The organism is Vibrio genomosp. F6, assembly GCF_005146325.1.
GTDB lineage: Bacteria > Pseudomonadota > Gammaproteobacteria > Enterobacterales > Vibrionaceae > Vibrio > Vibrio cortegadensis.
This window is the reverse complement of sequence record NZ_SYUT01000019.1, coordinates 117,197-140,589: the sequence shown is the minus strand read 5'-3', so window position 1 is coordinate 140,589 and position 23,393 is coordinate 117,197. Positions and strand designations below refer to the sequence as shown.

Genomic DNA, 23,393 nt, shown 5'->3' with positions numbered 1-23,393 from the left:
ATTGAATGATAGATTAAAATAAAGCAGCCCAGCACGAATGCTGGGCTGAAAATTGAATTAACTTGCAGGTTGTATCATCGGTGTTAGGTTTTCGGCGATCTTAGCGACATCTTCACCATTTTCCCCGACGATGATCATACTGGTGTTGCCAATTGGAGTAACAACGCCTGACATGCCTTTTTCATTAAAGTCGATAGGCTGCTCACTTTTAATGCCTGTTAGGAACAGCGTGACTTTGCCTTTTTCACCCTGAAAAACCATATGCATCGCATTAGATTTACCAAAGCCACAATGATTTAAGTAGTAAACATGGTAAGGAAAGTTCTGATCGAACTGGTAAGCAAAAGGTGACATCTTGGCATTGATTTGCTGAGAAGTGACTTTTTCATCCAGTACGTTTACAAAGCTGCTTTCATCGACGACATGCTTCATCGCGGTATCGGCTAAACTTGCTTGTGCTGGGGAAACCACAATATTACCCCAATTGACTTGCCCAACTAATAAACCAAATGCAAAAGCCACAGATGCCGCCATCGCCATGGCACGCTTAGCAAAAGTCGGTCTGATGATATTCTGTTCATTCGATGTTTGCTTAAATAGAATTCGATCGGCTAAATCATCCGGAACATCAACGTTCATTGCGTTAGATATTTGTGTATCTAAATTTAAAACGTCATCAAGAAACTTCCCGTTAGCTTCATTATTTGTTAATGCGTCTAATAGCTGTTGATCTCGCCGTTTTGGGTCAGACAAAACGCGGCGGCGAAATTCTAAATCATCCATTTTGCTGCCCTCTCTGTTTCTCATCCGAATCCAACATCTCTTTTAATTGATTGCGGGCTCGGAATAAGCGAGTCATTACCGTATTTTTGTTGAGATCTAAAATATCTCCAATCTCTTCACCACTGAATCCACCTACAACTTGTAGGAAGAGGGGTTCTCGGTAATCGACCTCTAGTTTCATTATTTGTGCTTGAAGCCACTCTTGTTGATGATGTGGGTCATCATTGATCTTGGCTTCATGGCCGTGATCATCAATATCGACGAGATCAAGCTGTTTTCGTTCAAAGCGTCGCGCATTTTCTCGTCTCAAGATAGTAATGAGCCAAGATTTTGCCGCTTTTTCGTCTTGTAGGCTATCGAGAGATTTCCATGCCCTTAAGCAGGTCTCTTGCACAAGATCTTCAGCAACGCTCTTATCTTTACATAGCCAATAAGCGTAGCGGAATAGATCTCGATGGTAGGCCCTTACAAGCGCTTCGTATTTTCTTTGTTTGTCCATATCAGAGTTGACCGGACGATCTGGCTTTTTATTTCCAAACATTTTTAATATCGACACATGAGCCTCCATTTTTGCTCTGCGGATAGCATTTTTTTTATTTATGTCCAGTTTCGAAAGTTGCAAATCACACTAAAATTGATCTACTTCAAAATATCGCGCTCTCAAGCCGTTATAGTACACATTGTTGTCTAGTTAGTCATTTATGACTAGCGTGTTGAGCAAGACAACAACTTCCTTTTGAAGGCTGACTTTACTTTCTCCTAATCAGGAAACTGATTATTTCAATTGGCGCAAGTTAATTGCTTTATATACATTCCAACCACACAGCTTTGTGTGGTTTTTTTTTGCTTTAAATTCAAGTGGTTCGAACCTACTCCTTCCCAATAGTTCCCTAGATTAAGTAGTAAATTGTTAATCCAGAACACGATTGTAGTTCACGTTTAGTTAAACGAGCGTTTGATTCTTTTAACAACTTCGTTACAATGCAATCAGGTCAGACCTCTTATTCTAAGGAGAAACAATGGGCAAACAGGAAGTCACCACGCGTTCAGGTGAACGTGTAGCAATCGTTGCGGGGCTGCGAACACCATTTGCACGTCAAAGCACTGAATTTAGACAAGTACCAGCCGTCGATCTTGGAAAAATGGTGGTGAGTGAAATGCTTGCTCGTACCGATATCGATCCTGCTTTAATTGAACAAGTCGTGTTTGGTCAGGTGGTTCAAATGCCTGAAGCGCCGAATATTGCCCGTGAGATTGTCCTTGGAACAGGAATGAATATCCATACTGACGCTTATAGTGTTACTCGCGCTTGTGCGACGAGCTTCCAAGCTTCTGTAAATGTTGCAGAGAGCATTATGGCTGGCTCTATTGATATCGGTATCGCTGGCGGTGCAGACTCCTCTTCTGTTTTGCCTATTGGTGTGACGAAAAAACTGGCGGCAAATTTACTTGCTTTAAGTAAAACCAAAACGGTCGGGCAGAAACTTAAAATCCTCAAAAGCCTATCACTGAAAGATTTGATGCCAGTACCTCCTGCGGTGGCTGAATATTCCACAGGGCTATCGATGGGGCAGACGGCGGAGCAGATGGCAAAAACTCACGGTATCACTCGCGCCGAACAAGATGCCTTGGCTCATCGCTCGCACTCCTTAGCATCAATTGCTTGGAACGAGGGTAAGATCCAAGATGAAGTCATGACTGCATTTCCTGCGCCATATAAGAAGTGGATCTCTCAAGATAACAATATTCGACATGACTCGACTCTAGAGGGTTACGCTAAGCTTAGACCTGCTTTTGACCGCCAATACGGAAGTGTCACTGCTGCGAATAGTACGCCTTTAACCGATGGTGGCGCTGTGGTCATGCTTATGCGTGAAGGAAAAGCGAAGGAGCTCGGTTTAGAAATCATGGGTTACATTCGGTCGTATGCCTTTTCTGCGATTGGCGTTGAGACAGATATGTTGATGGGGCCATCTTATGCGACGTCAATGGCGTTACAAAAGGCGGGTCTAGAACTGTCAGATTTAACTTTAATTGATATGCATGAAGCCTTTGCTGCACAGGCTCTTGCGAATGTGAAGATGTTTGCGAGTGATAAATTTGCACAAGAAAACCTCGGTCGTTCAAAAGCGATGGGGGAGATCGATATGGACAAATTTAATGTACTTGGTGGTTCTATTGCTTATGGGCACCCATTTGCAGCAACAGGCGCAAGAATGATGACGCAAACTCTACGTGAATTAAAACGCAGAGGTGGCGGAATTGGTTTAAATACAGCATGTGCAGCTGGTGGTTTGGGCGCGGCAATGATTTTGGAGGTTGAGTAATGAGTGAGCAAGCATTTAATTTAACGATTGATGAGCAAAACCTAGCTTGGCTCGCCATCGATGTACCCAATGAAAAAATGAACACCCTTCAAGCGGCGTTTGCAGATGACATGAAAGCCATCTTTGTTCAGTTAGAAGAGAAAAAATCGACAATTAAAGGGTTGATTGTTCACTCACTGAAACCGGACAATTTCATCGCAGGTGCTGATATTCGCATGCTAGATGATTGCACGACAGCAGAACAAGCCGAAGCCTTAGCGACACAAGGGCAAGAGATGTTTCAGACATTGTCTGACTTGCCATACCCTGTTGTGGCTGCGATTCACGGCCCATGTTTAGGTGGTGGACTTGAGTTAGCGCTCGCTTGTGACTATCGAGTGTGTAGTGATTCTGATAAAACGCGCTTAGGTTTACCGGAAGTTCAATTAGGACTGCTTCCGGGTTCCGGTGGTACTCAGCGTCTGCCTCGCTTGATTGGCCTGCTTCCGTCTCTTGATCTTATTATGACGGGTAAGCAACTTAGAGCTAAAAAAGCGAAGAAACTCGGAGTGGTGGATGCTTGTGTGCCTAATTCGGTGTTACTCGACGTCGCCAAAGATTTTGTAGAAAAGTATTCAGGTAAGAAAAAAGCAAAACGTAAAGTATCAACCAAAGAGAAGTTGATTGCTCATAGTGGACTTGGACGCAAAGTCATCTTCGAACAAGCGGCAAAGAAATCATATGAGAAGACTCGCGGAAATTACCCTGCGATTGATGCCATCCTTGAGGTTATTCGCAACGGATTAGAAAATGGGTTTGAGAAAGGCCAGCAATTAGAAGCGAAAAAATTTAGTGAACTGGTGATGACGCCAGAATCTAAATCGCTGCGTTCGATTTTCTTTGCAACGACGGAAATGAAAAAAGACAACGGCTCAGATTCTACGCCATTGCCCGTTAACCGTGTTGGTGTACTTGGTGGCGGTTTGATGGGAGCGGGAATCAGTCACGTTAGTGTCGCTAAAGCGAAAGTCCCAGTTCGGATTAAAGATGTGTCTAATGACGGTGTATTAAATGCGTTGAACTATAACTACAAGTTGTTCAACAAGCAGTTTAAGCGCCGGATCATTACTAAATCTGGTCTGGAAAGTAAGATGTTACAGCTTTCTGGGGGCATTGATTTCACGAGCTTTAATACTATTGATGTTGTCGTTGAAGCGGTATTTGAGGATCTTGACCTTAAACAGGGAATGGTTGCGGATATAGAAGCAAACGCAAAACGAGATACTATTTTTGCTACCAATACGTCATCGTTGCCAATCCACAAAATTGCAGAAAAAGCACAGCGCCCTGAAAATATTGTGGGTCTGCACTACTTCAGTCCGGTTGAAAAAATGCCGCTAGTGGAAGTGATTCCACACGCGACCACCTCTGACGAGACTATTGCGACAGTGGTTGCTTTTGCTCGTAAACAAGGGAAAACGCCAATTGTTGTAAAAGATTGTGCGGGCTTCTACGTAAACCGAATCTTAGCGCCATATATGAATGAGTCAGCTCAGGTGTTGATAGGTGGTGAGCCTATTGATGCACTAGATAAAGCGCTGCTTAATTTTGGTTTCCCAGTTGGGCCGATTACGTTATTAGACGAAGTTGGTGTGGATATTGGAGCGAAAATTATGCCGATTCTTGTGGATGAATTAGGCCCTCGTTTTAAAGGCCCGGATGTTTTCGATATTTTGCTTAATGATGATCGTAAAGGTCGTAAGAGTGGTAAAGGCTTCTATAGTTACAAAGGCAAGAAAAAGGAAGTCGATAAATCCGTTTATAAACTACTGAAATTACAGCCAGAAGCTAAGCTAACAGAAAAAGATATTTCACTTCGCTGCGTGCTTCCTATGTTGAATGAAGCGGTTCGCTGCTTGGATGAAGGTATTATCCGTAGCCCAAGAGATGGTGATATCGGTGCGATCTTCGGTATCGGTTTCCCTCCTTTCCTCGGTGGCCCATTCCGATATATGGATCAGATTGGAATCAAAGCCCTCGTTGAAATGATGAATGAATACGCGGAAAAATATGGTGACCGATATGCTCCGTGTGATGGTTTGCTCACTCGCGCGGGTTTAGATGAAAGCTTCTACTGATATTTAGTCGCAGGGGATAAATGGTAGCCATTGCTTTATGGTTATCGTTTATTCACTAGATACAAAAACGCCCGCTAACTATTTGCGGGCGTTTTTATTACTTGCTTTTACATTTCGCCAATCACTGACCCTAAATTAGAAACTTAGTCCAATTTATCGATTAGCCTAAATCACAATCTTTAGCTCTGAGCTGAAATTGATCAATTGAATCAATATCGTGCCCTAGATCCAGCCTTTCCTCTTCTAGGTGAGCGTTACCTAAACTGTGCATGATCAGTCGATTTGATGTCCGAGGTTTTAATTCATTAATAACAAAACGAATCATGTCTGAACGGCTAAGGGCTTTTAGTTCCTCTAACACTTTCTCTCGTTGATTGAACTCTACATCTTTATTCCCAATGGCAACCCATAAGCGCTGAGAGCGTCCACGTAAAGTCACGTCTGGTGTCGCCATTTGATTCCATAATCCTTTTTTACTGCTGTGCCATTGGTACTCATTCAGCTCAAGTAGCACTAAGTAGAAAGCATTTAAGAACTCGTCAATCGACGCAACTAACTCTGTTGGAGCCGCATTAGGCGATTGAACATAGAGGACGATCCCCGGGTGGCGGTTTAGAGGCATGTTACCCGTTCCCACCATATAGCCTAATTGCTGTTTGGTGCGGATCTCATGAAAGAATGTTGCCGACATAAGATGATTAGCTAGCGAATATAGCGCGATGCTGCGCGGAAGAATGTCATCGCATTGGTAATAAACAACCACCGCAGAATCTTGCTGATCGCACACAACCTCATGCTGGAAAGTACCACTGTTGCCCAACATGATTAATGGTCTTAGTGACTCTTCGTATGCTTGGTTCTTTACTCGTAATGCGTTTTTTAATGTCGTGGCAATATCGTGAGCTTGTTGCTGAGTCCAATCCCCATAAACAAAGGTCTCTACATGAAGTTCTGCGAGAATAGCGTCAACAAAAGTAGATAATTCATCTATCTTAATCTGTTCTAATGCTTCGATTAATACCATGTATGGAGGATTGTTTGGTTGAAGAACTCCAGACATCGCATTAAAAAGCTGTGAAATTGGGCGATCTTGAGCTGAATTCCGCCAACTACGCAAAAGTTGATTCTTAATCGAATCAAATCTTTCTTGACTAAAATCTCGTTGTGAGAAACGCGATAGGATCATATCGAGCAGTTGAGGTTGTTTCTGACTAAAGCCCGATAATGTCAGTGTGACTCCACCTTGATGAGCGTACATGTTATAGCCCATACCAGCAATTTCAGCCTGATAAGTCTCTTCGGCCAGTGAGTCTAGGAACATCTCAACACACAGCCGAGTTTTAACGATGTTAATGGGCGTTTCAACGGCATGAGGGCTGTCTATTGCCACATAGACGACCCCTTTTGGTACTCGGAATTGAGCATCTTGCAAATGCCACAATCGGAAACCCTCAAGATCTTCAATCAGCTCAGGAGTCTCAGCCTCTTTTTCCAGTGGCGTTGGGTCTAAGTCGTAGCAGATAAAGGGGTTTTTTTCTGGAAGTTGAAAATCCCAACTAGGATCGATCTGCTGGAAATGGGCAAGTTGTTGTTGGCTAAACGGTGTGACGGAGTAGGGGGTAAAATACCACTTAGCGGTTCTATCATAGCTTAGCCCTTTACCTATCACTGTCGCTTTTAGGTTGAGTGGGCAAAAATAGGAGAAGAGGGAGCGCAGGAACGTCTCATCGTAATGAGACATTTTATAATCCCCATAGATCACATCTTCTGGTGAATAGTGCTGCATGTTGATGACGAGATGGCTGACTAAATCCATAGAGCGTGTTGGTTCTTGGAAACGGAACGCTGATTCAAGAACGGCTTGTTTCTCAATGTAACGCCACTCATCCATCCCTTGAAACTCTATAAGCTTGAAGTATTGGAAAACCGCTTGAGTGATCTGATCGGTATGCGCTAACCCTTCATCGGTTAGTGAGCAACTGAGGGTAAACTCTCGATAGTTACTGCCGCTTGCGCCTCCTCCTGCGGAAAGCGAGGTGATCCAACCTTTATTTTTCAGCTGCATCATTAGGCTTCCTTTCCCTTCATAACCTAATAGATGAGCAAAGTAGGATAAAGGTTTGCTGCCATAATATTCGTCCATTGAGGGAAGAGGGAACGCGAGAATTAGTTTGCGGATCTCTTTTACAGGTTCGATACAGATAGTGATACCAGCGCTGTTGTCGTCTGTCATCGGTTCTGAAATGGACTTTTGATTGAGATTTTTATTTTGGATAGCGGAAAATTTGTCTTCGACCCACTGTTGCAACTCATCTAACGATTGAGGGCCTGTTACTGCGAGCGTCATTAGATCAGACGAGTAGCACTGCTGGTGGAAATTTAAAATCTCTTGGCGAATGGATTGCCCGTCACGATCATTGAGGGTTTCAAGATTGCCCACCGAAAATTTAGCAAAAGGGTGTTTGGGGTTGGCTACCTCTTTCTGAACTTGATACAAACGCCTAGAGTCATCGGCGAGTTTCAGTTTGTATTCCGACTCGACGGCTTGGCGTTCTTTATCTAATGCTTCTTCATTAAAGAGAGGTGCTTCAAAAAATTGGGCAAAGCGATCGAGTGCTTTTTCGAAGACGTTCGGCGATATATCAAAGAAAAAGCAAGTATGTTCAGTTCCAGTCCAAGCATTATTTCTACCACCATGTTGGCTAATATAGCTTTGAAACTCACCCACTTTAGGGTATTTTTCCGTACCCAAAAAAAGCATGTGTTCAAGATAGTGAGCGAGCCCTTCACGATCGAGAGGATCATCAAAGTGGCCAACATTCACGGCAAGAGCGGCGGCAGATTTTTGTGCGTCGATTTCTTGAATCAACAAAACACGTAACCCGTTCGATAACGTTAAATAACGATATTGATTGGTATCATTTGGACTTAGGTGCACAGAGCATCTCCAAAAAAAGCGATGTATTAATTATGACTCTGATATGAGCAGGTGCAAATCTTGATTTTAGATTTTGGGATATATCCCCAAGCTAGCCCAAGTGGGTTGTATTTACTAGAATTTAATAGACTGTTAAGAGTATCGAAGTCTTTCATTCGTGAATTGATATAATTAAGTGTCGGAAAATAATAGTCAGTTAGCATGAGCGGCATTCGCTTGAATACAAAACTGACGTATAAGAGATAAACAGCAATAAGACTGTTTTATCAATTAGCGCAAATGCCAAGAAGTGTCTAATGCTTGGTAAAATAGGATAGAACATGAAAATTTTTATTATGCGCCACGGGGAAGCGGAGCACTATGCTGCGAGTGATGCAGAAAGAGCGCTTACTGAGCGAGGTCAACGTAGCTCAGCGGCTGTCGCTAAAGCATGTAAAGAGCAAGGTTTCAGCCAATTTGATAAAGTGCTAGTTAGTCCTTACTTACGTGCGCAGCAAACATGGCAAACGATTAGCGAATATTATAACGCGAAAAGTGTTGAAACATGTGACGACATCACGCCTTATGGCCAATCTGACTATGTGCGTGATTACGCAACGGCTCTCATCGAAACAGAGCAATTAGAGTCACTACTTTTTGTATCTCACCTTCCATTAGTGGGTTACTTAACGGCTGACTTTGTCACAGACATGATGCCGCCAATGTTCCCCACATCAGGTTTAGTGTGTATTGAATTTGATCCAGAAACCCAAACCGGAGATTTGTTATGGAATATTAATCCGTAACTACGCCTACTTTTCTGGAATCGATAGCAGAATCAATAAGGCACCATTGCCACCAAATTCGAGTGGTGCTTGGTGAAACGCCATGACATCAGGGTGTTGGGCTAACCATAACGGCACTTTCTTTTTCAGAATGTGTTTGCCAATACCATGTTGCACACAAGCACAATGTACACTCTCTTTTACACAGTGAGCGATCATGGCACCAAGTTCGCGTTTGGCTTCTTGTTGAGTCATGCCGTGCATATCTAGATAGACATCAGGGACATAGACGCCTCTACGAAGGCGTTTGACCTCATATTTTGAGACATCATCACGGGCATAGCGTGTTGGTCCGTCTTCATTTAATAGCGGTACAAACTCATCAGAGAAATAAAATTCTGTATCACTCGCTTGGCGGGCCGTACGTTTTATTTCTTTTTGTGTTGTATCTCTTTTTGGCTGCTGGATTATGGTATCCTGTTGCAACTTTTTAACGCCCTGTACTGCATCCTTGAATAAGGCGAAATCATCATCGATATCGGTGTTTTTTTTGCTCATCAGGTTATCAATTCTAAACAGAAACTAAATTAGCAGTATTGTAGCGCTTTTCGGAGGCAATTTTGGATAAGATTTTTGTAGAAGAGGCCGTGTCTGAACTTCACACTCTTCAAGATATGATTCGTTGGACGGTTAGCCGCTTTAATGCAGCAGGTTTATTCTATGGTCATGGAACCGATAACGCATGGGATGAAGCAGTTCAATTAATCCTACCAACTCTTTATTTACCGATTGATGTGCCTCCTCATGTTTTGAATTCTCGCTTAACCAATAGTGAGCGTTTACGTATTGTGGAACGAGTAATTCATCGTATTAATGATCGAACGCCAACCGCTTACTTGACCAATAAAGCTTGGTTCTGTGGTTTAGAGTTCTTTGTTGATGAGCGCGTACTTGTGCCTCGTTCTCCAATTGGTGAACTTATTGAAGCGCAATTCCAACCGTGGTTAGTTGAAGAGCCAGTACGCATTATGGACTTATGTACCGGAAGTGGTTGTATTGCGATCGCTTGTGCACATGCATTCCCTGATGCGGAAGTGGATGCTATCGATATCTCAACCGATGCACTACAAGTTGCTGAGCAGAATGTACAAGATCACGGAATGGAGCAGCAAGTGTTCCCAATTCGTTCTGATCTATTCCGCGATTTACCAAAAGAAAAGTACAACCTAATTGTATCGAACCCACCTTATGTGGATGAAGAAGACATGGGTAGCTTGCCTGAAGAGTTTACCCATGAGCCTGAACTTGGTTTAGCTGCGGGTACTGATGGCCTTAAACTGGTTCGTCGTATTTTGTCTAATGCTCCTGACTATTTAACCGATGACGGTATCTTGATCTGTGAAGTAGGCAATTCAATGGTGCATATGATGGAACAGTACCCAGACATTCCATTCACTTGGATTGAGTTCTCTAATGGTGGTCATGGTGTATTCATGATCACTCGCGCTCAGTTGATTGAGTGTGCAGAAGAGTTTGCACTCTACAAAGATTAAACCATTCGTATAAATAGATTTTGTTCTATTTGTATCTGAAAACGTCAGCTTTTAACGCTGGCGTTTTTTTATGTTTTTCGAGAAGCAAGGAAAGCATGTCATTAATTGTTAGAATTTAGTGTATTTTTTGGTTTACAAGAATTGCTATTAAAGCCACTATGAAATCACGAAGAATTGATGATTGAACGCGGTGATGAGTAAAATTGGTTGGCAAGATGCCCCAAATCTTATCCCCACTTCTACACAGAGGATGTAATGGCAGGAAATAGTATCGGGCAACACTTTCGAGTAACAACATTCGGGGAGAGTCACGGTATCGCACTAGGATGTATCGTCGATGGATGCCCCCCGGGATTAGAGCTTACCGAATCAGATTTACAAAAGGACTTGGACCGCCGCCGTCCGGGTACCTCTCGCTATACAACGGCTCGTCGTGAAGCCGATGAAGTGAAAATTCTATCTGGTGTCTTTGAAGGGCAAACAACAGGAACGTCAATTGGCCTGTTGATTGAAAACACCGATCAGCGTTCTAAAGATTATTCTGAAATCAAAGATAAATTCCGTCCAGGCCATGCTGACTATACCTACCATCAAAAATATGGGGTTCGTGATTATCGTGGTGGTGGTCGCTCTTCTGCGCGTGAAACGGCAATGCGTGTGGCTGCCGGAGCCATTGCAAAAAAATACCTTAAACAAGAATTTGGTGTAGAAATCCAAGCTTATTTATCGCAAATGGGCGATATTTCAATTGATAAAGTCGATTGGAATGAGATCGAGAATAACGCTTTCTTTTGCCCTGATGCTGATAAAGTGCCTGAATTTGATCAATTGATTCGTGATTTACTCAAAGAAGGCAACTCCATTGGTGCAAAGATTCAAGTGGTGGCAACGAAAATTCCAGTAGGGTTGGGTGAGCCAATATTTGACCGATTGGATGCTGATATTGCTCATGCGCTGATGAGTATCAACGCAGTCAAAGGCGTTGAAATTGGCGATGGCTTTGGTGTTGTGAACCAAAAGGGAAGTGAGCATCGTGATCCATTAACTCCTGAAGGTTTCTCAAGTAATCATGCTGGTGGTATTTTGGGCGGCATTTCGACTGGACAAGATATTGTTGCGAGTATTGCGCTTAAACCGACATCGAGCATTACCGTTCCCGGTGAAACGATCACGAAAGATGGTGAACCGACTCAGTTAATTACTAAAGGGCGTCACGATCCATGTGTGGGTATTCGTGCGGTACCAATTGCTGAAGCTATGCTGGCGATTGTGTTGCTCGATCATCTGCTGCGCCACCGTGGTCAGAACTTTGGCGTGCAGACGACGACTCCACAGATATAGAGTTCAAGTCGAGCGTTTAAAATAAAACCGCGTCCAAGGTAAAATAGCTTCAACGAAAAACGCCCTCATATGTTATGAGGGCGTTTTTATTAGGTCGGTTATCGCTTTGTGTAAAGTATAGCTAATGATCAAGAGTCGCCTTATTTCGATAGCTTAATTTCAGAACATAGTTTTATCGAAGAAATAGCTTAATCGCAGAACATAGTTTTATCGAAGAAATAGCTTAATCGCAGAACATAGTTTACTCACAGAAATAGCTTAATCGTAGATATGGATGGATTAATGAATGGAGCCTTCAGTTTCCAAGTGGAAAGAGGGCAATCGCCATTTAAATCGAACGGCTGCCATTCGCAGTAAATAGCCGACACTGAGTGTCACAACTGTGCTGGTTACATCACTGATGCCATATTCAAGCAAAGCTAAATAGAGCCCAGATGCGACGAGCGCGACAGAGGCATAAAGCTCTTCATGCAGTACGAGTGGTGTTTGTCGACAAATCATATCGCGAAGTAGCCCACCAAATACACCCGTGACTAAGCCTGAAACCATACAGATAGCAGGATGAAGCCCCATTGTCATGGCGACTTTTGTTCCGATGATACTGAATACAATGAGCCCCAGAGCATCCAGACGAATAAATAGCCCTTTAAATTTAATGACCCACTTTGCCAAACCAGTCGTCACCACGCCAGCAACGCAGGTGATCATCAAGTATTCAGGGTTTTTAACCCAGCCGAGAGGGTAGTGCCCTAGGAGAATATCGCGAACCGTCCCACCCCCAATTGCTGTCGCACTTGCGACCAGCATGACACCAAACCAATCCATTTTTTTTCGACCAGCACTGAGCGCACCTGTCATTGCTTCTGCTGTGATCCCTACGATATATAAAACACTTAATAGCATCGTCTTAAACTCTATAAATTACCTAGCAGGAAGTGCTTGGTTATAAAAAATGAAAGCGCGATTCTAGTGCTTAAGCGGCAATCTGACGAATGAGATTTTGTACTGTGAACAGAGCTTATTGATTAGATTAACTAATTCTAGGGTGATGATATAACTCAGCTAAATCCTTTACCTAGGAAGATAAAAAATGGAGAATGTATCGTGTTGTTCCTAATAGACCTAAATAAACTATGAGCCATCACTATCCAGACATCATCGCCATTTTTAATACCACATTTTCCAACAGCTTTAATACCCAATTAGAGCTTGGCGGAGATGAACCTATTTACTTACCCGCTGATGATAATAATGAACACCATCGGATTATTTTTGCTCGTGGTTTCTATGCGTCGGCCATGCATGAAATTGCTCACTGGTGTGCGGCTGGTCCAAAGCGCCGATTACTGGAAGATTTTGGTTACTGGTACGAGCCTGATGGGCGTACTGCCGAAGTTCAAGCTGAATTCGAGAAAGTCGAAATCAGACCACAAGCTTATGAGTGGATTTTGTCACAAAGCGCAGGCTTTCCTTTTAGTGTTAGCTGTGACAATCTACACGGCGATTTTGAACCGGATAGATTAGCGTTTATGAGTAAAGTTCATCAGGAAGTGATGAGCATTTTAGACGCTGGGTTACCAGAAAGAGTCAAAATGCTTGCAGACGCTTTGAGTGACTTTTATAAGACACCAGCATTAACCCCTTGCCAATTTGTCGTGAAATAAAAAAGAGAACGAAATGATTATTGAATTTGAAGAGAAGTTACTTGAGTTGATTGATAGCCGAATTGAAACTGCGTCTGATGATGAATTGTTTGCCGGTGGTTACTTGCGTGGTCATATTTCTCTTTCTATTGCATCATGCGAAGAAGAGGGAATCAACGACGTCGCTGTAGTAAAAGAGCTTATTGAAAAAAGCCTCGATGATGCGCGTTCAGAACTCAGCCCTGCCGATCGTACTATTGTTAGCGATTTATGGCAGGAGCTACAAAGCCAAGCGTAGCTCATTCACAGTGCTGCGCACCTATATATAAGCTATAGATAAGATATAGATAAGACTCGTTCGAATAATTTGAATGAGTCCGTACAATTTTTGTAGTTGTTGAAATATTGCCCTGCTGTAATCTTATTAGCACTTAACGAGATGACAGAAACGAAAGGGTATCATCATGAAAATTATCGCATTTGGCGCAAGCACCAGCTCAACTTCTATTAATAAAGCTCTCGCAACTTATACAGCTAATTTGATTGAAGATGCTGAAGTTATCGTTTTAGATATCAATGACTATCAAGTTCCGATGTTTAGCGAAGATAAAGAAAAAGAGATCGGTCAAGCGGAAGGGGCGCAAGCATTCTTACGTGATCTTTCTCAAGCGGATGCCTTTGTTATCTCATTTGCTGAGCATAACGGTTACTTCCCTGCGGCTTACAAAAACCTATTTGATTGGACGACACGTATTGAGCGCTCTGTTTTTCAGGATAAGCCAGCGGTCTTTTTAGCTACATCGCCAGGTCCGGGTGGTGCACAATCTGCACTAGCGGCAGCAACGGGCTCTGCTCCATTCTTTGGCGGCAACGTGAAAGCTTCGGTTTCTGTGCCTAGTTTCTATGATAACTTCGATTTTGCGACTGGCTCAATCAGTAACGATGAGATCACTGCTCAACTAAAAGAGGCGGTTGCCCAGTTAGCGCAGTCATAATATTTAGCATAATGATCACGTTCGCACCGAGCGATTAATTTTAAAAAAGCCAGAACAGCCATGCCGTTCTGGCTTTTTTGTTTGAGGAAAACTCAACTTTATTTAGCTCAACAGCTCAACAGCTCAACAGCTCTTAGCTCAACTCAACCGGGCCGTATTACGTATTATTGAGGCTGGTGGTTTTTGTCTGCCACGTAACCGTTAGTCAATGCTTTGCCTTTGCGCAGTCGTCTTACCCACATTCTGCTTGGGTGAATGGCTTCTAAGACATCCGCAGGAAGTGGGAGCGGGTCGCCGCAAATTTGAGAGGCCAACACTTCTGCCAATAAAGAGGCAGAGCTTAATCCGCGTGAGCCTAAACCAATAAAGCAGTAAAGATTCGGGTAGCTTGATACCGGCTTAATGTCATCCAGTGAATCGCGCTTAGGATTAAAGTTATGCAGATTTTGGTACTGGGTGGTAATTGCTTCGAAATCCCCTACATTTCCGACAAAAGGCAGGTGATCTCGACTGACACTGCGAATACCCTGGCGAGATAAGTTACCGCTCGTATCTGTCTCTTTTGCCCACTCTTGATCGGGAAGTGAACCCGCGAGTCTTACCCCATTGTGCTGTTGCACTTCAGGATCAAACTCTTGGTCAATATTACTTTTATCGTAGTTCGCACCAATGCAGTGGTGACCATTATTGAGATTTTGAGGAGTTAAATAGCCATCAAAGCACAATACCGTTTTCAACTTACTTAAGTTTTCAGTGGTTGGGATATGGCTCACTTGCCCTTTGACCGGAGTCAGCGGGATCCGCTGAGTTTGTTCAAATTGAGTAAATTTATGCCCATTTGCCACCACGACTTGATCATGATGAGTGATGACTTCACCGTTAGGTGTCTCTATCGTTAATTGCCACTGGTTTGTGTCGACTAACCACTTCAAATCGGTGACTTGATGCTGGTAGTGAGTGGTTACGGCGGATGCCTCTTCTAGCTTTTTGAACAAACCTTGGGTTAGTTGTAACGGGCTTAACCAGCCACCAAGTGGGAAGTAGACACTCTCTTTATCAACATTGAGGCCGATTTTCTTATTTGCTTCTTCTTGGGATAATCGTTGAATAAGATCGTGATGAAAGTTCCCTTCGAGCATTCGATTCAGTTTTTTCTTCGAGGCTTCATCCCACATCAGAATGTTAACGCCACACCAATCATGGTCAAACGGAATGCTCTCCGCTGCTTGCTCGATAAATTGACGTGCGAACAGCATTCCTGGGCTAAATACTCGTGAAACATTCGATTTTTCATCACTCAAAAGAGGGTAAATTGCTCCTTGGTTGTTGCCAGAAGCGTTGCCTGCGGCCTGTTCGTGTTCGCAATAGACTGTAATGTTTTTACCGCGACGAGATAGCGTTTTGGCTAAAGCTGCACTCGCGATACCACCACCGATAATTGCGATATCGTCAGAATCCGAATGGGGAGACAGACCATACCAAGGTTTTGTATTGGTGTAAGGGACTTTGTTTTTGAGTGTTCCCGCGATCATTTCGCGTTTAATGCCAAAGCCTTTGACCTTTTTCATCTCAAAGCCAGCGTCTATCAAGCCACGTCGAACAAAGCCGGCTGCGGTGAAGGTCGCGCAAGTGCAATCTTGTTTTGCTAATTTTGCCATGCCATCAAACAGGTCTTGATTCCACATCTCAGGATTTTTACTTGGTGCAAAACCATCAAGGAACCAAGCGTCAATAATGCCTTCTGAGTAAGTCGGAACTAAAGGCATGCAATCTTTTATGTCCCCAAACCACAAATCAAGAGTGATAGCGCCGTCAGCTAAAACGATCCGGTGGCACTCAGGAACGGCAATCGGGTAGTGCTGCTGTAACTGTTCTGCGTATTGAGCAAGTTCAGGCCAAGCTTGATGCGCTTTAATTAGGTCATCTTTGTTCAGTGGGAATTTTTCGAAACTGACAAAATGCAGCTCTTTCAGCTCAGCGTCTGGGTTTTCTTTAAGAAACTTATCAAACCATTGCCATACCGCTAGAAAATTGAGACCAGTGCCAAACCCTGTTTCGCCAATGGTAAAGCGCCTTTGTTGATGCTCTTGCCATCGTTGAGGAAGGTGATTTTGTTGCAAGAACACATAGCGTGTTTCCTCTAAGCCGTTTACATTAGAGAAATAAACATCATCAAATTGATCAGATACGGGTGTTCCAGCCTCGTTCCAGCCGAGTTCAGCATTGGTTATTGAAGTCATATTGCCTTTGTTTTTGTGATATGGGACGGTCTGTAAGAGTTGATTGTACGAATTTCTGGGAAAGCTGACCACTTTTGTTATGCTTCTTAGTTATCATCTAGCTGTATTTTGAATTATAGGAATGTCACATGAAACGAGTCGTAATCACCGGTATGGGTATTGTTTCAAGTATCGGTAACAACGTCGAAGAAGTTTTAGCTTCACTAAAAGCGGGTAAATCAGGTATCACAGCTTCAGAACAGTTCAAGGAAAACGGACTTCGTTCTCAAGTTTGGGGTAACCTGAAAATGAACCCTGCTGACCATATTGATCGCAAAAAAGTGCGCTTTATGGGTGATGCGGCAGCCTTTGCTTACCTTTCAATGGAACAAGCAATCGCAGACTCTGGTCTAGCTGAAGACCAAGTTTCAAATGACCGTACTGGTATCGTTGCGGGTTCTGGTGGTGCATCATCACTGAACCAAGTAAATGCGGTTGATATTCTACGTAACAAAGGCGTTAAGCGTGTTGGTCCATACATGGTTCCACGTACTATGGCGTCAACGGTTTCTGCATGTCTTGCAACACCGTTTAAAATCCGTGGCGTGAACTACTCAATGAGTTCAGCTTGTGCAACGTCTGCACACTGTATCGGCCACGCAATGGAGCTGATCCAACTAGGCAAGCAAGATGTCGTATTTGCTGGTGGCGGTGAAGAACTTGATTGGTCTTTGACTATGATGTTCGATGCAATGGGCGCACTGTCGACTAAGTACAATGATTCTCCAGATCAAGCTTCTCGTACATACGATGCAGACCGTGATGGTTTCGTTATCTCTGGTGGCGGCGGTATGTTGGTTATCGAAGAGCTAGAGCACGCAAAAGCTCGTGGCGCAAAAATTTACGGTGAAATCGTAGGTTACGGTGCGACATCAGATGGCTACGACATGGTTGCTCCTTCAGGCGAAGGCGCAGTACGTTGCATGAAGATGGCAATGCAAAATGTTGATAGTGTTGATTACGTGAACACTCACGGTACTTCAACTCCTGTTGGTGACGTAAAAGAGCTTGGCGCAATCCAAGAGATCTTTGGCGGCGACAGCCCTGCTATTTCAGCAACAAAAGCGATGACAGGTCACGCTCTCGGTGCTGCTGGTGTTCATGAAGCGATTTACTCTACTTTGATGCTTGATAATGGTTTCGTAGCGCCAAGCATTAACATTGCGAATTTAGATGAAGCGGCTGAAGGCCTAGATATCGTGACAGAAATGCGCGAACAAGAGTTGACGACAGTAATGTCTAACAGCTTTGGCTTTGGCGGTACAAACGCTACGCTAGTGATTAAGAAATACCAAGACTAGGAGCGTTCCTAGCCATCTCGATACCTTTCAGCGTTAAATCAGTAAACGTTTAACGCTGATATCAAGGAATAGATTTTAAGGTTTCCAGAGCTTGATCAGGCTAACTGATCGAACAGACGCAGACTCTGTCCCCTGGAGAGCGGGACCGGATCCTTTTGTTCTGGATTTTGCCCAGTGGTTTACGCCACTGGGCATTTTTATTTGCTCGACAGATAGCCCCTGTTTACTGCAAAATCTATTTTCTCTTTTCATACCATTGATATGACTTCCTATGAAAATCCTAATTGATGAAAACATGCCTTATGCTGAACAACTCTTTAGCCAGCTAGGGGATGTTGTACTAAAGCCAGGTCGCACTCTAACCGCAGATGATTTAATTGACGTTGATGCCTTGATGATTCGCTCAGTGACGAAAGTGAACTCGGCACTGTTAGAAAAAGCGAATAAGCTAAAGTTCGTTGGTACGGCAACCGCAGGAATGGATCACGTCGATCAGCCGTTATTAGCGCAGAAAGGTATTTTTTTTACCGCTGCCCCAGGTTGTAACAAAGTCGGTGTGGCTGAATACGTCTTTAGCGTGATGATGGTACTTGCGCAGCAACATGGTTTCTCCGTTTTTGATAAAACCGTCGGAATTGTTGGTGCAGGCCAGGTGGGGAGTTACTTAGCTAAGTGCTTATCCGGTATTGGAATCAAAGTCTTGCTGAATGATCCTCCGAAAGAGAAAGCAGGCGATGCTCGTTCTTTTACACCATTAGATGAATTATTAGAACAGGTGGATATTATTAGCCTGCATACACCTATCACCAAAGAGGGTGAACACCCAAGTCATCATTTGCTTGACGGTGCTCGGTTGAGTGCTTTACGTGCTGATCAGATATTAATAAATGCCGCGCGCGGCCCAGTCGTAGATAACCAAGCCCTGAAGCAACGGCTTGAAAAACAAGATGGTTTTATTGCTGCGCTGGATGTATTTGAATTTGAACCACAAGTGGATATGGAACTCCTACCTTATCTTGCTTTTGCGACGCCACACATAGCAGGCTATGGTTTAGAAGGCAAAGCTCGTGGGACAACCATGATTTTCAACTCTTATTGTGAGTTCATCAATAATGAACAGCGAGCGGATCCAAACCGCTTATTACCTATCGCGCCTATCCCTGAAGTGCATTTAGATAGAGAATGGGATGAAGCAACACTGCACAATTTGACTCAGTTGATTTATGATGTGCGCCAAGATGATGCATTGTTCCGTCGCGAAATTGCCAAACCTGACTCTTTTGATCAGATGCGTAAGCAATATTGGGATAGAAGGGAGTACAGTGCAATCCAATTAGTTGGGGATGATTCATGCAATCTAGAGCCCCTAGCTAAGTTAGGCTTTAAGACAAAGCCCAATTTTCAGAATGAATGAGAGAGACAATGAGCCAAGAATTTAATATTGCTATTTTAGGTGCGACAGGTGCGGTTGGCGAGACCATCATTGAAGTACTAAAAGATCGTAAATTCCCTGTAGGTGAAATCTTCTTGCTTGCAAGTGAGCGTAGTGAAGGTAAAAGCTACCGATTCAATGGCAAAACGATCAGTGTTCAAAATGTAGAAGAGTTTGATTGGTCTCAAGCGCATATTGCATTCTTCTCTGCGGGTGCTGAGCAGTCTGCTAAGTGGGCTCCTGTTGCGGCAGATGAAGGTGTGGTTGTGATTGATAACACATCACAATACCGTTATGAATACGATGTGCCTCTAGTTGTTCCTGAAGTGAACCCAGAAGCGATTGCAGAGTTTCGTAACCGTAACATCATCGCAAACCCAAATTGCTCAACCATTCAAATGTTAGTGGCGCTTAAGCCAATTCATGATGCTGTTGGTTTAGAGCGTATTAACGTGTCGACTTACCAATCGGTTTCTGGTGCGGGTAAAGCCGGTATTGATGAGTTAGCAGGACAAACTGCAAAACTTTTAAATGGTCACCCAGCAGATAGCGAAGTGTTCAGCCAACAGATCGCATTTAACTGTGTGCCTCAAATTGACGAATTTACGGAAAATGGTTACACACGAGAAGAGATGAAGATGGTTTGGGAAACTCAAAAAATCTTTAATGATTCTTCAATCACCGTAAACCCGACTTGTGTACGAGTGCCTGTTTTCTACGGCCACGCAGAATCATTACATGTTGAAACATGCTCTCCAATCGGGGCTGAACAAGTAACAGAATTACTTAACGCGACGGATGGGGTTGAAGTGTATCCAGATTTGGATTTCCCAACTCAAGTTCGCGATGCTGGTGGCAAAGACCATGTAATGGTTGGTCGAATTCGTAATGATATTAGCCACCATAGTGGTATTAACCTTTGGGTCGTTGCAGACAACGTTCGCAAAGGTGCCGCAACCAATGCCGTACAAATCGCAGAAGTTCTGATTCGTGATTACTTCTAATTAGCGATTCAATAAAGCCTCACCTAGTGTGAGGCTTTTTTCATCATATCGTTTATACCATCGACTATTTATGTGAGATTGCTGCGATTATCACGCCTGCCACACATTTTTTGCCTTCATCTCTATAGTTTTACGGCATTTATCCGATATATTTAATAGATCATAATTTTTCATACCTAAGCACATAGCTGAGCCTTATATGCGTCAAATTTATAAGCGATTATTAACGTCACTAACATTGATAGCCGCGACTCAGGTTTCAAACGTCCATGCAGATTCAATTCGTCTTTTAGGGCCGAATGGTGAAGTTCAGACATCTCCACAATACTCTGAACAAGTGCAAAGAGCTCAAGCTCCTGTTGCAAGTAGAGTTGTGTCTGATGAACCTTCACGTTTTTATGGTCCAACAGGTGCCCGAGAGACCCTTTGGTCTATCGCTTCAAACCTGCGTCCATCGAATCGAGTTTCTGTTCAACAGACGCTTCTTGCTATTTATCGTCTGAACCCTCAAGCGTTCGAAAATCAAAATATTCACAGCTTGCTCCCTAATCAAAATTTGAGAGTCCCTTCTTTAGAGCAAGTGAGTGCGAGTACCACTCAGCAAGCCATTGCCATCATGGATGCGCATACCGCCAAATTAGCCAATACTCCAACGGTTCGGCCTGTTACGAAAGCGGTGCAACCGATCCCTCGAACCGCATCTTCGAACGTAAGTGCACCGAGTGCATCTTTAGCCGCGGAAAAACCGGTTATGGAAAAAGCGGTGACGCCAAAGTCAGCTGCCAAACCTACGCCTTCGAAAACCGTTTCACCAGTATCTAGTAACCCGCTACCTAGCAATCAAGACATCGTTAAATTAGAGCAGGATCTAAGTAGCTCTGAAACCGAATTAACGTCACTTGAAGAGAAAAACCACCAATTAAGATTGATGCTGGCAGATGTGCAATCTGAAGTCGATGGACTAAAAGGTGAGCTTGGGGATGAAAGCCGTATTCGGTCAGAAGTGGAAAAACTTCTTGCTGAAGAACGTGCAAAAGAACTCGAAGAGCAAAAACTAGCGCCAACATCATTAGATACATTGCTTTCTAATGGATGGTTAGTGGCGTTATTAGCCATTATTCCAGGTTTACTGCTTGGTCTGATCGTCGTATTGCTGCTTGGCCGTCGTTCGAAGAGTGAAGAAACTGAAGCGAAACCAGTAGAAGAGTCGGTTGCTGAAGATGCACCGATTATCTTAGGTGAAGATGCGGATGAGCTGTCTGATGATCTCTCATTGGATGATGACCTATTCGGTGATGGCAGCGATCCTGATGCTCTATTTGGTGATGATACGACATCTGATGACGACGATATTTTTGCCAGTCTAGATGACGATGATCTTGATTTTAACCTTGAAGGTGAAGATGAAGAGGATCCATTTGCAGGCATTGGTGATGATGGTGATCTCGATGAGAGTTTCAGCGAATTTGACTCAAGCAGCAATGGCATCAGCGTTAACGGTGATGAAAAAGCGCTTGGCTTAGAAGAGATGGAGCGAGCACTCGATGAAGTTGAGCCTGAGTTATCAGAGGAAGAAGAAGCCGCTTTCGACTTATCAGATGAAGGCGGAATGTCTCAAGATGAGATTGAAAAACTTCTCGCAAGCGATGAGCCAACAGAAGAGCTAGAAGATGATGCGGTTGATCAGTCGTTTTTAGATGAACTGCTTGCCGGAAATGGAGACGACGATGACGACGATTTTGACATTGATAGTCTCATTGCTGAACAGGCTCCAAGCCCAAGTAGTACACCTGATCCCGATGATATTGATGATATCTTTGCACAAGTCGCCGCTGAAGAAGCGTCATCAGATGAATTTAACCTAGATGATGATACCGATAGCACTCCAGCCCCTACAAGCAATGCTGATGCATCTATTGATGATATCGATGACATCTTTGCTCAAGTTGCAGCGGAAAAAAGTGCGGAACCAGAAAGTTTAGCGTCTGATGATATTGACGACATTTTTGCTCAGTTCAGCACAGAAGCCTCCGACGATTTAAACTTAGACGATTCGGATAGTGATGATGTCACTCTACTTGACGAAATGCTTGACGACGAGGCTCTGCTTGAAGCTGAAAGTACAGACTTACTTGATGAACTTCTGAGTGACGACGATGAGCAAGATCTCGATCTGCAAGACAGTAGCGACTTATTGGATGACTTACTTAGTGAAGATGAGCCAAGTAATGGAGCTACGGAAGCTGAGTTAGAAAACGAAGAGTTTGACCCTATCGCTGAGTTAGAGTCTCTTTCAGGTCTTTCCGATGATGAGCTTCTTGACCTTGATGAGAACAGTACAGAAACTCTGGATGAGTTACTGGGTACGGATTCGAACGATGAAACACCAGAGCTTGAACTTGATGAAGATAGCACTGATCTATTCGACGAACTCCTTGCTGGTGATATCGACGTAGATCAAGACGATAGCGATACTTTAGATGAACTTCTGAGTTCTGAATTGACGGACTTGAGCGAGGATTCTGTTAGTGCGAATGCAGAACCAAGCGTCGGTGAGAAAGCATCAGATGTCACTGAACCTTCGTTTGATGAGATTTTCAATAGCGCCATTGAAACAAACGAACAGCCAGAACATGAGGCTCCAGTTGTTTCTAATGAAGTGTCGTCTGATTCTGAGCTAGATGAAAATAGTACTGAGCTTCTTGATGAATTATTACTTGATGATAGCGATGACGATAGTAGTGAGGAGTCGCTAACATCAAGTGAATCTGCATTTGATCGTGATGATTTCATTGATGACTTATTTAATGCAGCACCAGAAACGGATGCTCTACTTGATGATGTTATCGAAACAACGGATCAAGCCCTTGCCGATGAACTAGATGCTGATTTAATCGTGCCAGAGCCAGAGCCAGA

General features: G+C 43.5%; 18 protein-coding genes. 12 read left to right on the top strand and 6 right to left on the bottom strand.

The genetic code is table 11. The annotated features are described in order from the left end of the window. Window positions 1–57: 57 nt before the first annotated feature. Together FCV43_RS06315 and FCV43_RS06310 are read right to left on the bottom strand one after the other, a co-directional pair. On the bottom strand, window positions 58–783 hold the full coding sequence (locus FCV43_RS06315) for a DUF3379 domain-containing protein (protein WP_136994358.1): 726 nt from the start codon (window positions 781–783) through the stop codon (window positions 58–60). Then, window positions 776–1,324 (bottom strand): sigma-70 family RNA polymerase sigma factor, encoded by a 549-nt coding sequence (locus FCV43_RS06310; RefSeq protein WP_017052466.1) that lies wholly within the window; start codon window positions 1,322–1,324, stop codon window positions 776–778. The genes FCV43_RS06315 and FCV43_RS06310 overlap by 8 nt, the downstream gene beginning before the upstream one ends. 478 nt (window positions 1,325–1,802) lie before the next feature. On the opposite strand from FCV43_RS06310, the gene fadI reads away from it, so the two are divergent. Together fadI and fadJ are read left to right on the top strand one after the other, a co-directional pair. Next, window positions 1,803–3,110: an acetyl-CoA C-acyltransferase FadI gene (gene fadI / locus FCV43_RS06305; protein WP_136994356.1), complete on the top strand. Its 1,308-nt coding sequence runs from the start codon at window positions 1,803–1,805 to the stop codon at window positions 3,108–3,110. After that, entirely contained in the window at window positions 3,110–5,227 is a 2,118-nt protein-coding gene (fadJ, locus tag FCV43_RS06300) for a fatty acid oxidation complex subunit alpha FadJ (protein ID WP_017052464.1), read from the top strand. Before fadI ends, fadJ begins: the two co-directional genes overlap by 1 nt. Window positions 5,228–5,387: 160 nt before the next feature. Here the strand turns inward: fadJ and FCV43_RS06295 are convergent, their stop codons facing one another. Further along, window positions 5,388–8,165 carry an insulinase family protein gene (locus FCV43_RS06295; RefSeq protein ID WP_136994354.1) on the bottom strand — a complete coding sequence of 926 codons (2,778 nt, stop codon included), beginning with the start codon at window positions 8,163–8,165 and terminating at the stop codon, window positions 5,388–5,390. 320 nt (window positions 8,166–8,485) lie between these two features. Here FCV43_RS06295 and sixA point away from each other — a divergent pair, with 320 nt between their 5' ends. Continuing rightward, on the top strand, window positions 8,486–8,950 hold the full coding sequence (sixA, locus tag FCV43_RS06290) for a phosphohistidine phosphatase SixA (protein WP_017052462.1): 465 nt from the start codon (window positions 8,486–8,488) through the stop codon (window positions 8,948–8,950). A 6-nt stretch (window positions 8,951–8,956) separates the two neighbouring features. Here sixA and smrB read toward each other — a convergent pair whose 3' ends face one another. Then, complete coding sequence (gene smrB / locus FCV43_RS06285) at window positions 8,957–9,487, bottom strand: endonuclease SmrB (RefSeq protein WP_017052461.1); 531 nt, start codon at window positions 9,485–9,487, stop codon at window positions 8,957–8,959. A gap of 62 nt (window positions 9,488–9,549) precedes the next feature. Here smrB and prmB point away from each other — a divergent pair, with 62 nt between their 5' ends. Next, window positions 9,550–10,482 carry a 50S ribosomal protein L3 N(5)-glutamine methyltransferase gene (gene prmB, locus FCV43_RS06280; protein ID WP_017052460.1) on the top strand — a complete coding sequence of 311 codons (933 nt, stop codon included), beginning with the start codon at window positions 9,550–9,552 and terminating at the stop codon, window positions 10,480–10,482. Window positions 10,483–10,737: 255 nt separating this feature from the next. Further along, window positions 10,738–11,823, top strand: a complete 1,086-nt coding sequence (gene aroC, locus FCV43_RS06275) for a chorismate synthase (RefSeq protein ID WP_017052459.1) — start codon at window positions 10,738–10,740, stop codon at window positions 11,821–11,823. A 279-nt stretch (window positions 11,824–12,102) separates the two neighbouring features. Here aroC and FCV43_RS06270 read toward each other — a convergent pair whose 3' ends face one another. Continuing rightward, window positions 12,103–12,726, bottom strand: a complete 624-nt coding sequence (locus FCV43_RS06270) for a trimeric intracellular cation channel family protein (protein WP_017052458.1) — start codon at window positions 12,724–12,726, stop codon at window positions 12,103–12,105. Window positions 12,727–12,956: 230 nt separating this feature from the next. On the opposite strand from FCV43_RS06270, the gene FCV43_RS06265 reads away from it, so the two are divergent. From FCV43_RS06265 to FCV43_RS06255, 3 genes are all read left to right on the top strand, one after another. Continuing rightward, window positions 12,957–13,487, top strand: coding sequence for an elongation factor P hydroxylase (locus FCV43_RS06265; protein WP_136994352.1), 531 nt, complete (start codon window positions 12,957–12,959; stop codon window positions 13,485–13,487). Between the two features lie 13 nt (window positions 13,488–13,500). After that, a complete protein-coding gene (locus FCV43_RS06260) occupies window positions 13,501–13,764 on the top strand; it encodes a YfcL family protein (RefSeq protein ID WP_136994350.1) in 264 nt (87 codons plus the stop codon). Window positions 13,765–13,930: 166 nt separating this feature from the next. Then, complete coding sequence (locus FCV43_RS06255) at window positions 13,931–14,461, top strand: NADPH-dependent FMN reductase (RefSeq protein ID WP_017052455.1); 531 nt, start codon at window positions 13,931–13,933, stop codon at window positions 14,459–14,461. Window positions 14,462–14,625: 164 nt separating this feature from the next. Here the strand turns inward: FCV43_RS06255 and mnmC are convergent, their stop codons facing one another. After that, window positions 14,626–16,773 carry a bifunctional tRNA (5-methylaminomethyl-2-thiouridine)(34)-methyltransferase MnmD/FAD-dependent 5-carboxymethylaminomethyl-2-thiouridine(34) oxidoreductase MnmC gene (mnmC, locus tag FCV43_RS06250; RefSeq protein ID WP_136994348.1) on the bottom strand — a complete coding sequence of 716 codons (2,148 nt, stop codon included), beginning with the start codon at window positions 16,771–16,773 and terminating at the stop codon, window positions 14,626–14,628. A 56-nt stretch (window positions 16,774–16,829) separates the two neighbouring features. On the opposite strand from mnmC, the gene fabB reads away from it, so the two are divergent. The 4 genes from fabB to FCV43_RS06225 all read left to right on the top strand — a co-directional run. Next, window positions 16,830–18,041 (top strand): beta-ketoacyl-ACP synthase I, encoded by a 1,212-nt coding sequence (fabB, locus tag FCV43_RS06245; RefSeq protein WP_017052453.1) that lies wholly within the window; start codon window positions 16,830–16,832, stop codon window positions 18,039–18,041. 271 nt (window positions 18,042–18,312) lie between these two features. Next, the gene (locus FCV43_RS06235) at window positions 18,313–19,455 is read left to right on the top strand and encodes a 4-phosphoerythronate dehydrogenase (protein WP_136994347.1); all 1,143 of its coding nucleotides are present in this window, start codon (window positions 18,313–18,315) and stop codon (window positions 19,453–19,455) included. 8 nt (window positions 19,456–19,463) lie between these two features. Beyond that, window positions 19,464–20,477, top strand: a complete 1,014-nt coding sequence (locus tag FCV43_RS06230) for an aspartate-semialdehyde dehydrogenase (protein WP_017052450.1) — start codon at window positions 19,464–19,466, stop codon at window positions 20,475–20,477. 199 nt (window positions 20,478–20,676) lie between these two features. Continuing rightward, window positions 20,677–23,393: FimV/HubP family polar landmark protein (locus FCV43_RS06225; RefSeq protein WP_276607065.1), on the top strand; the 2,717-nt coding region annotated here is incomplete at its 3' end.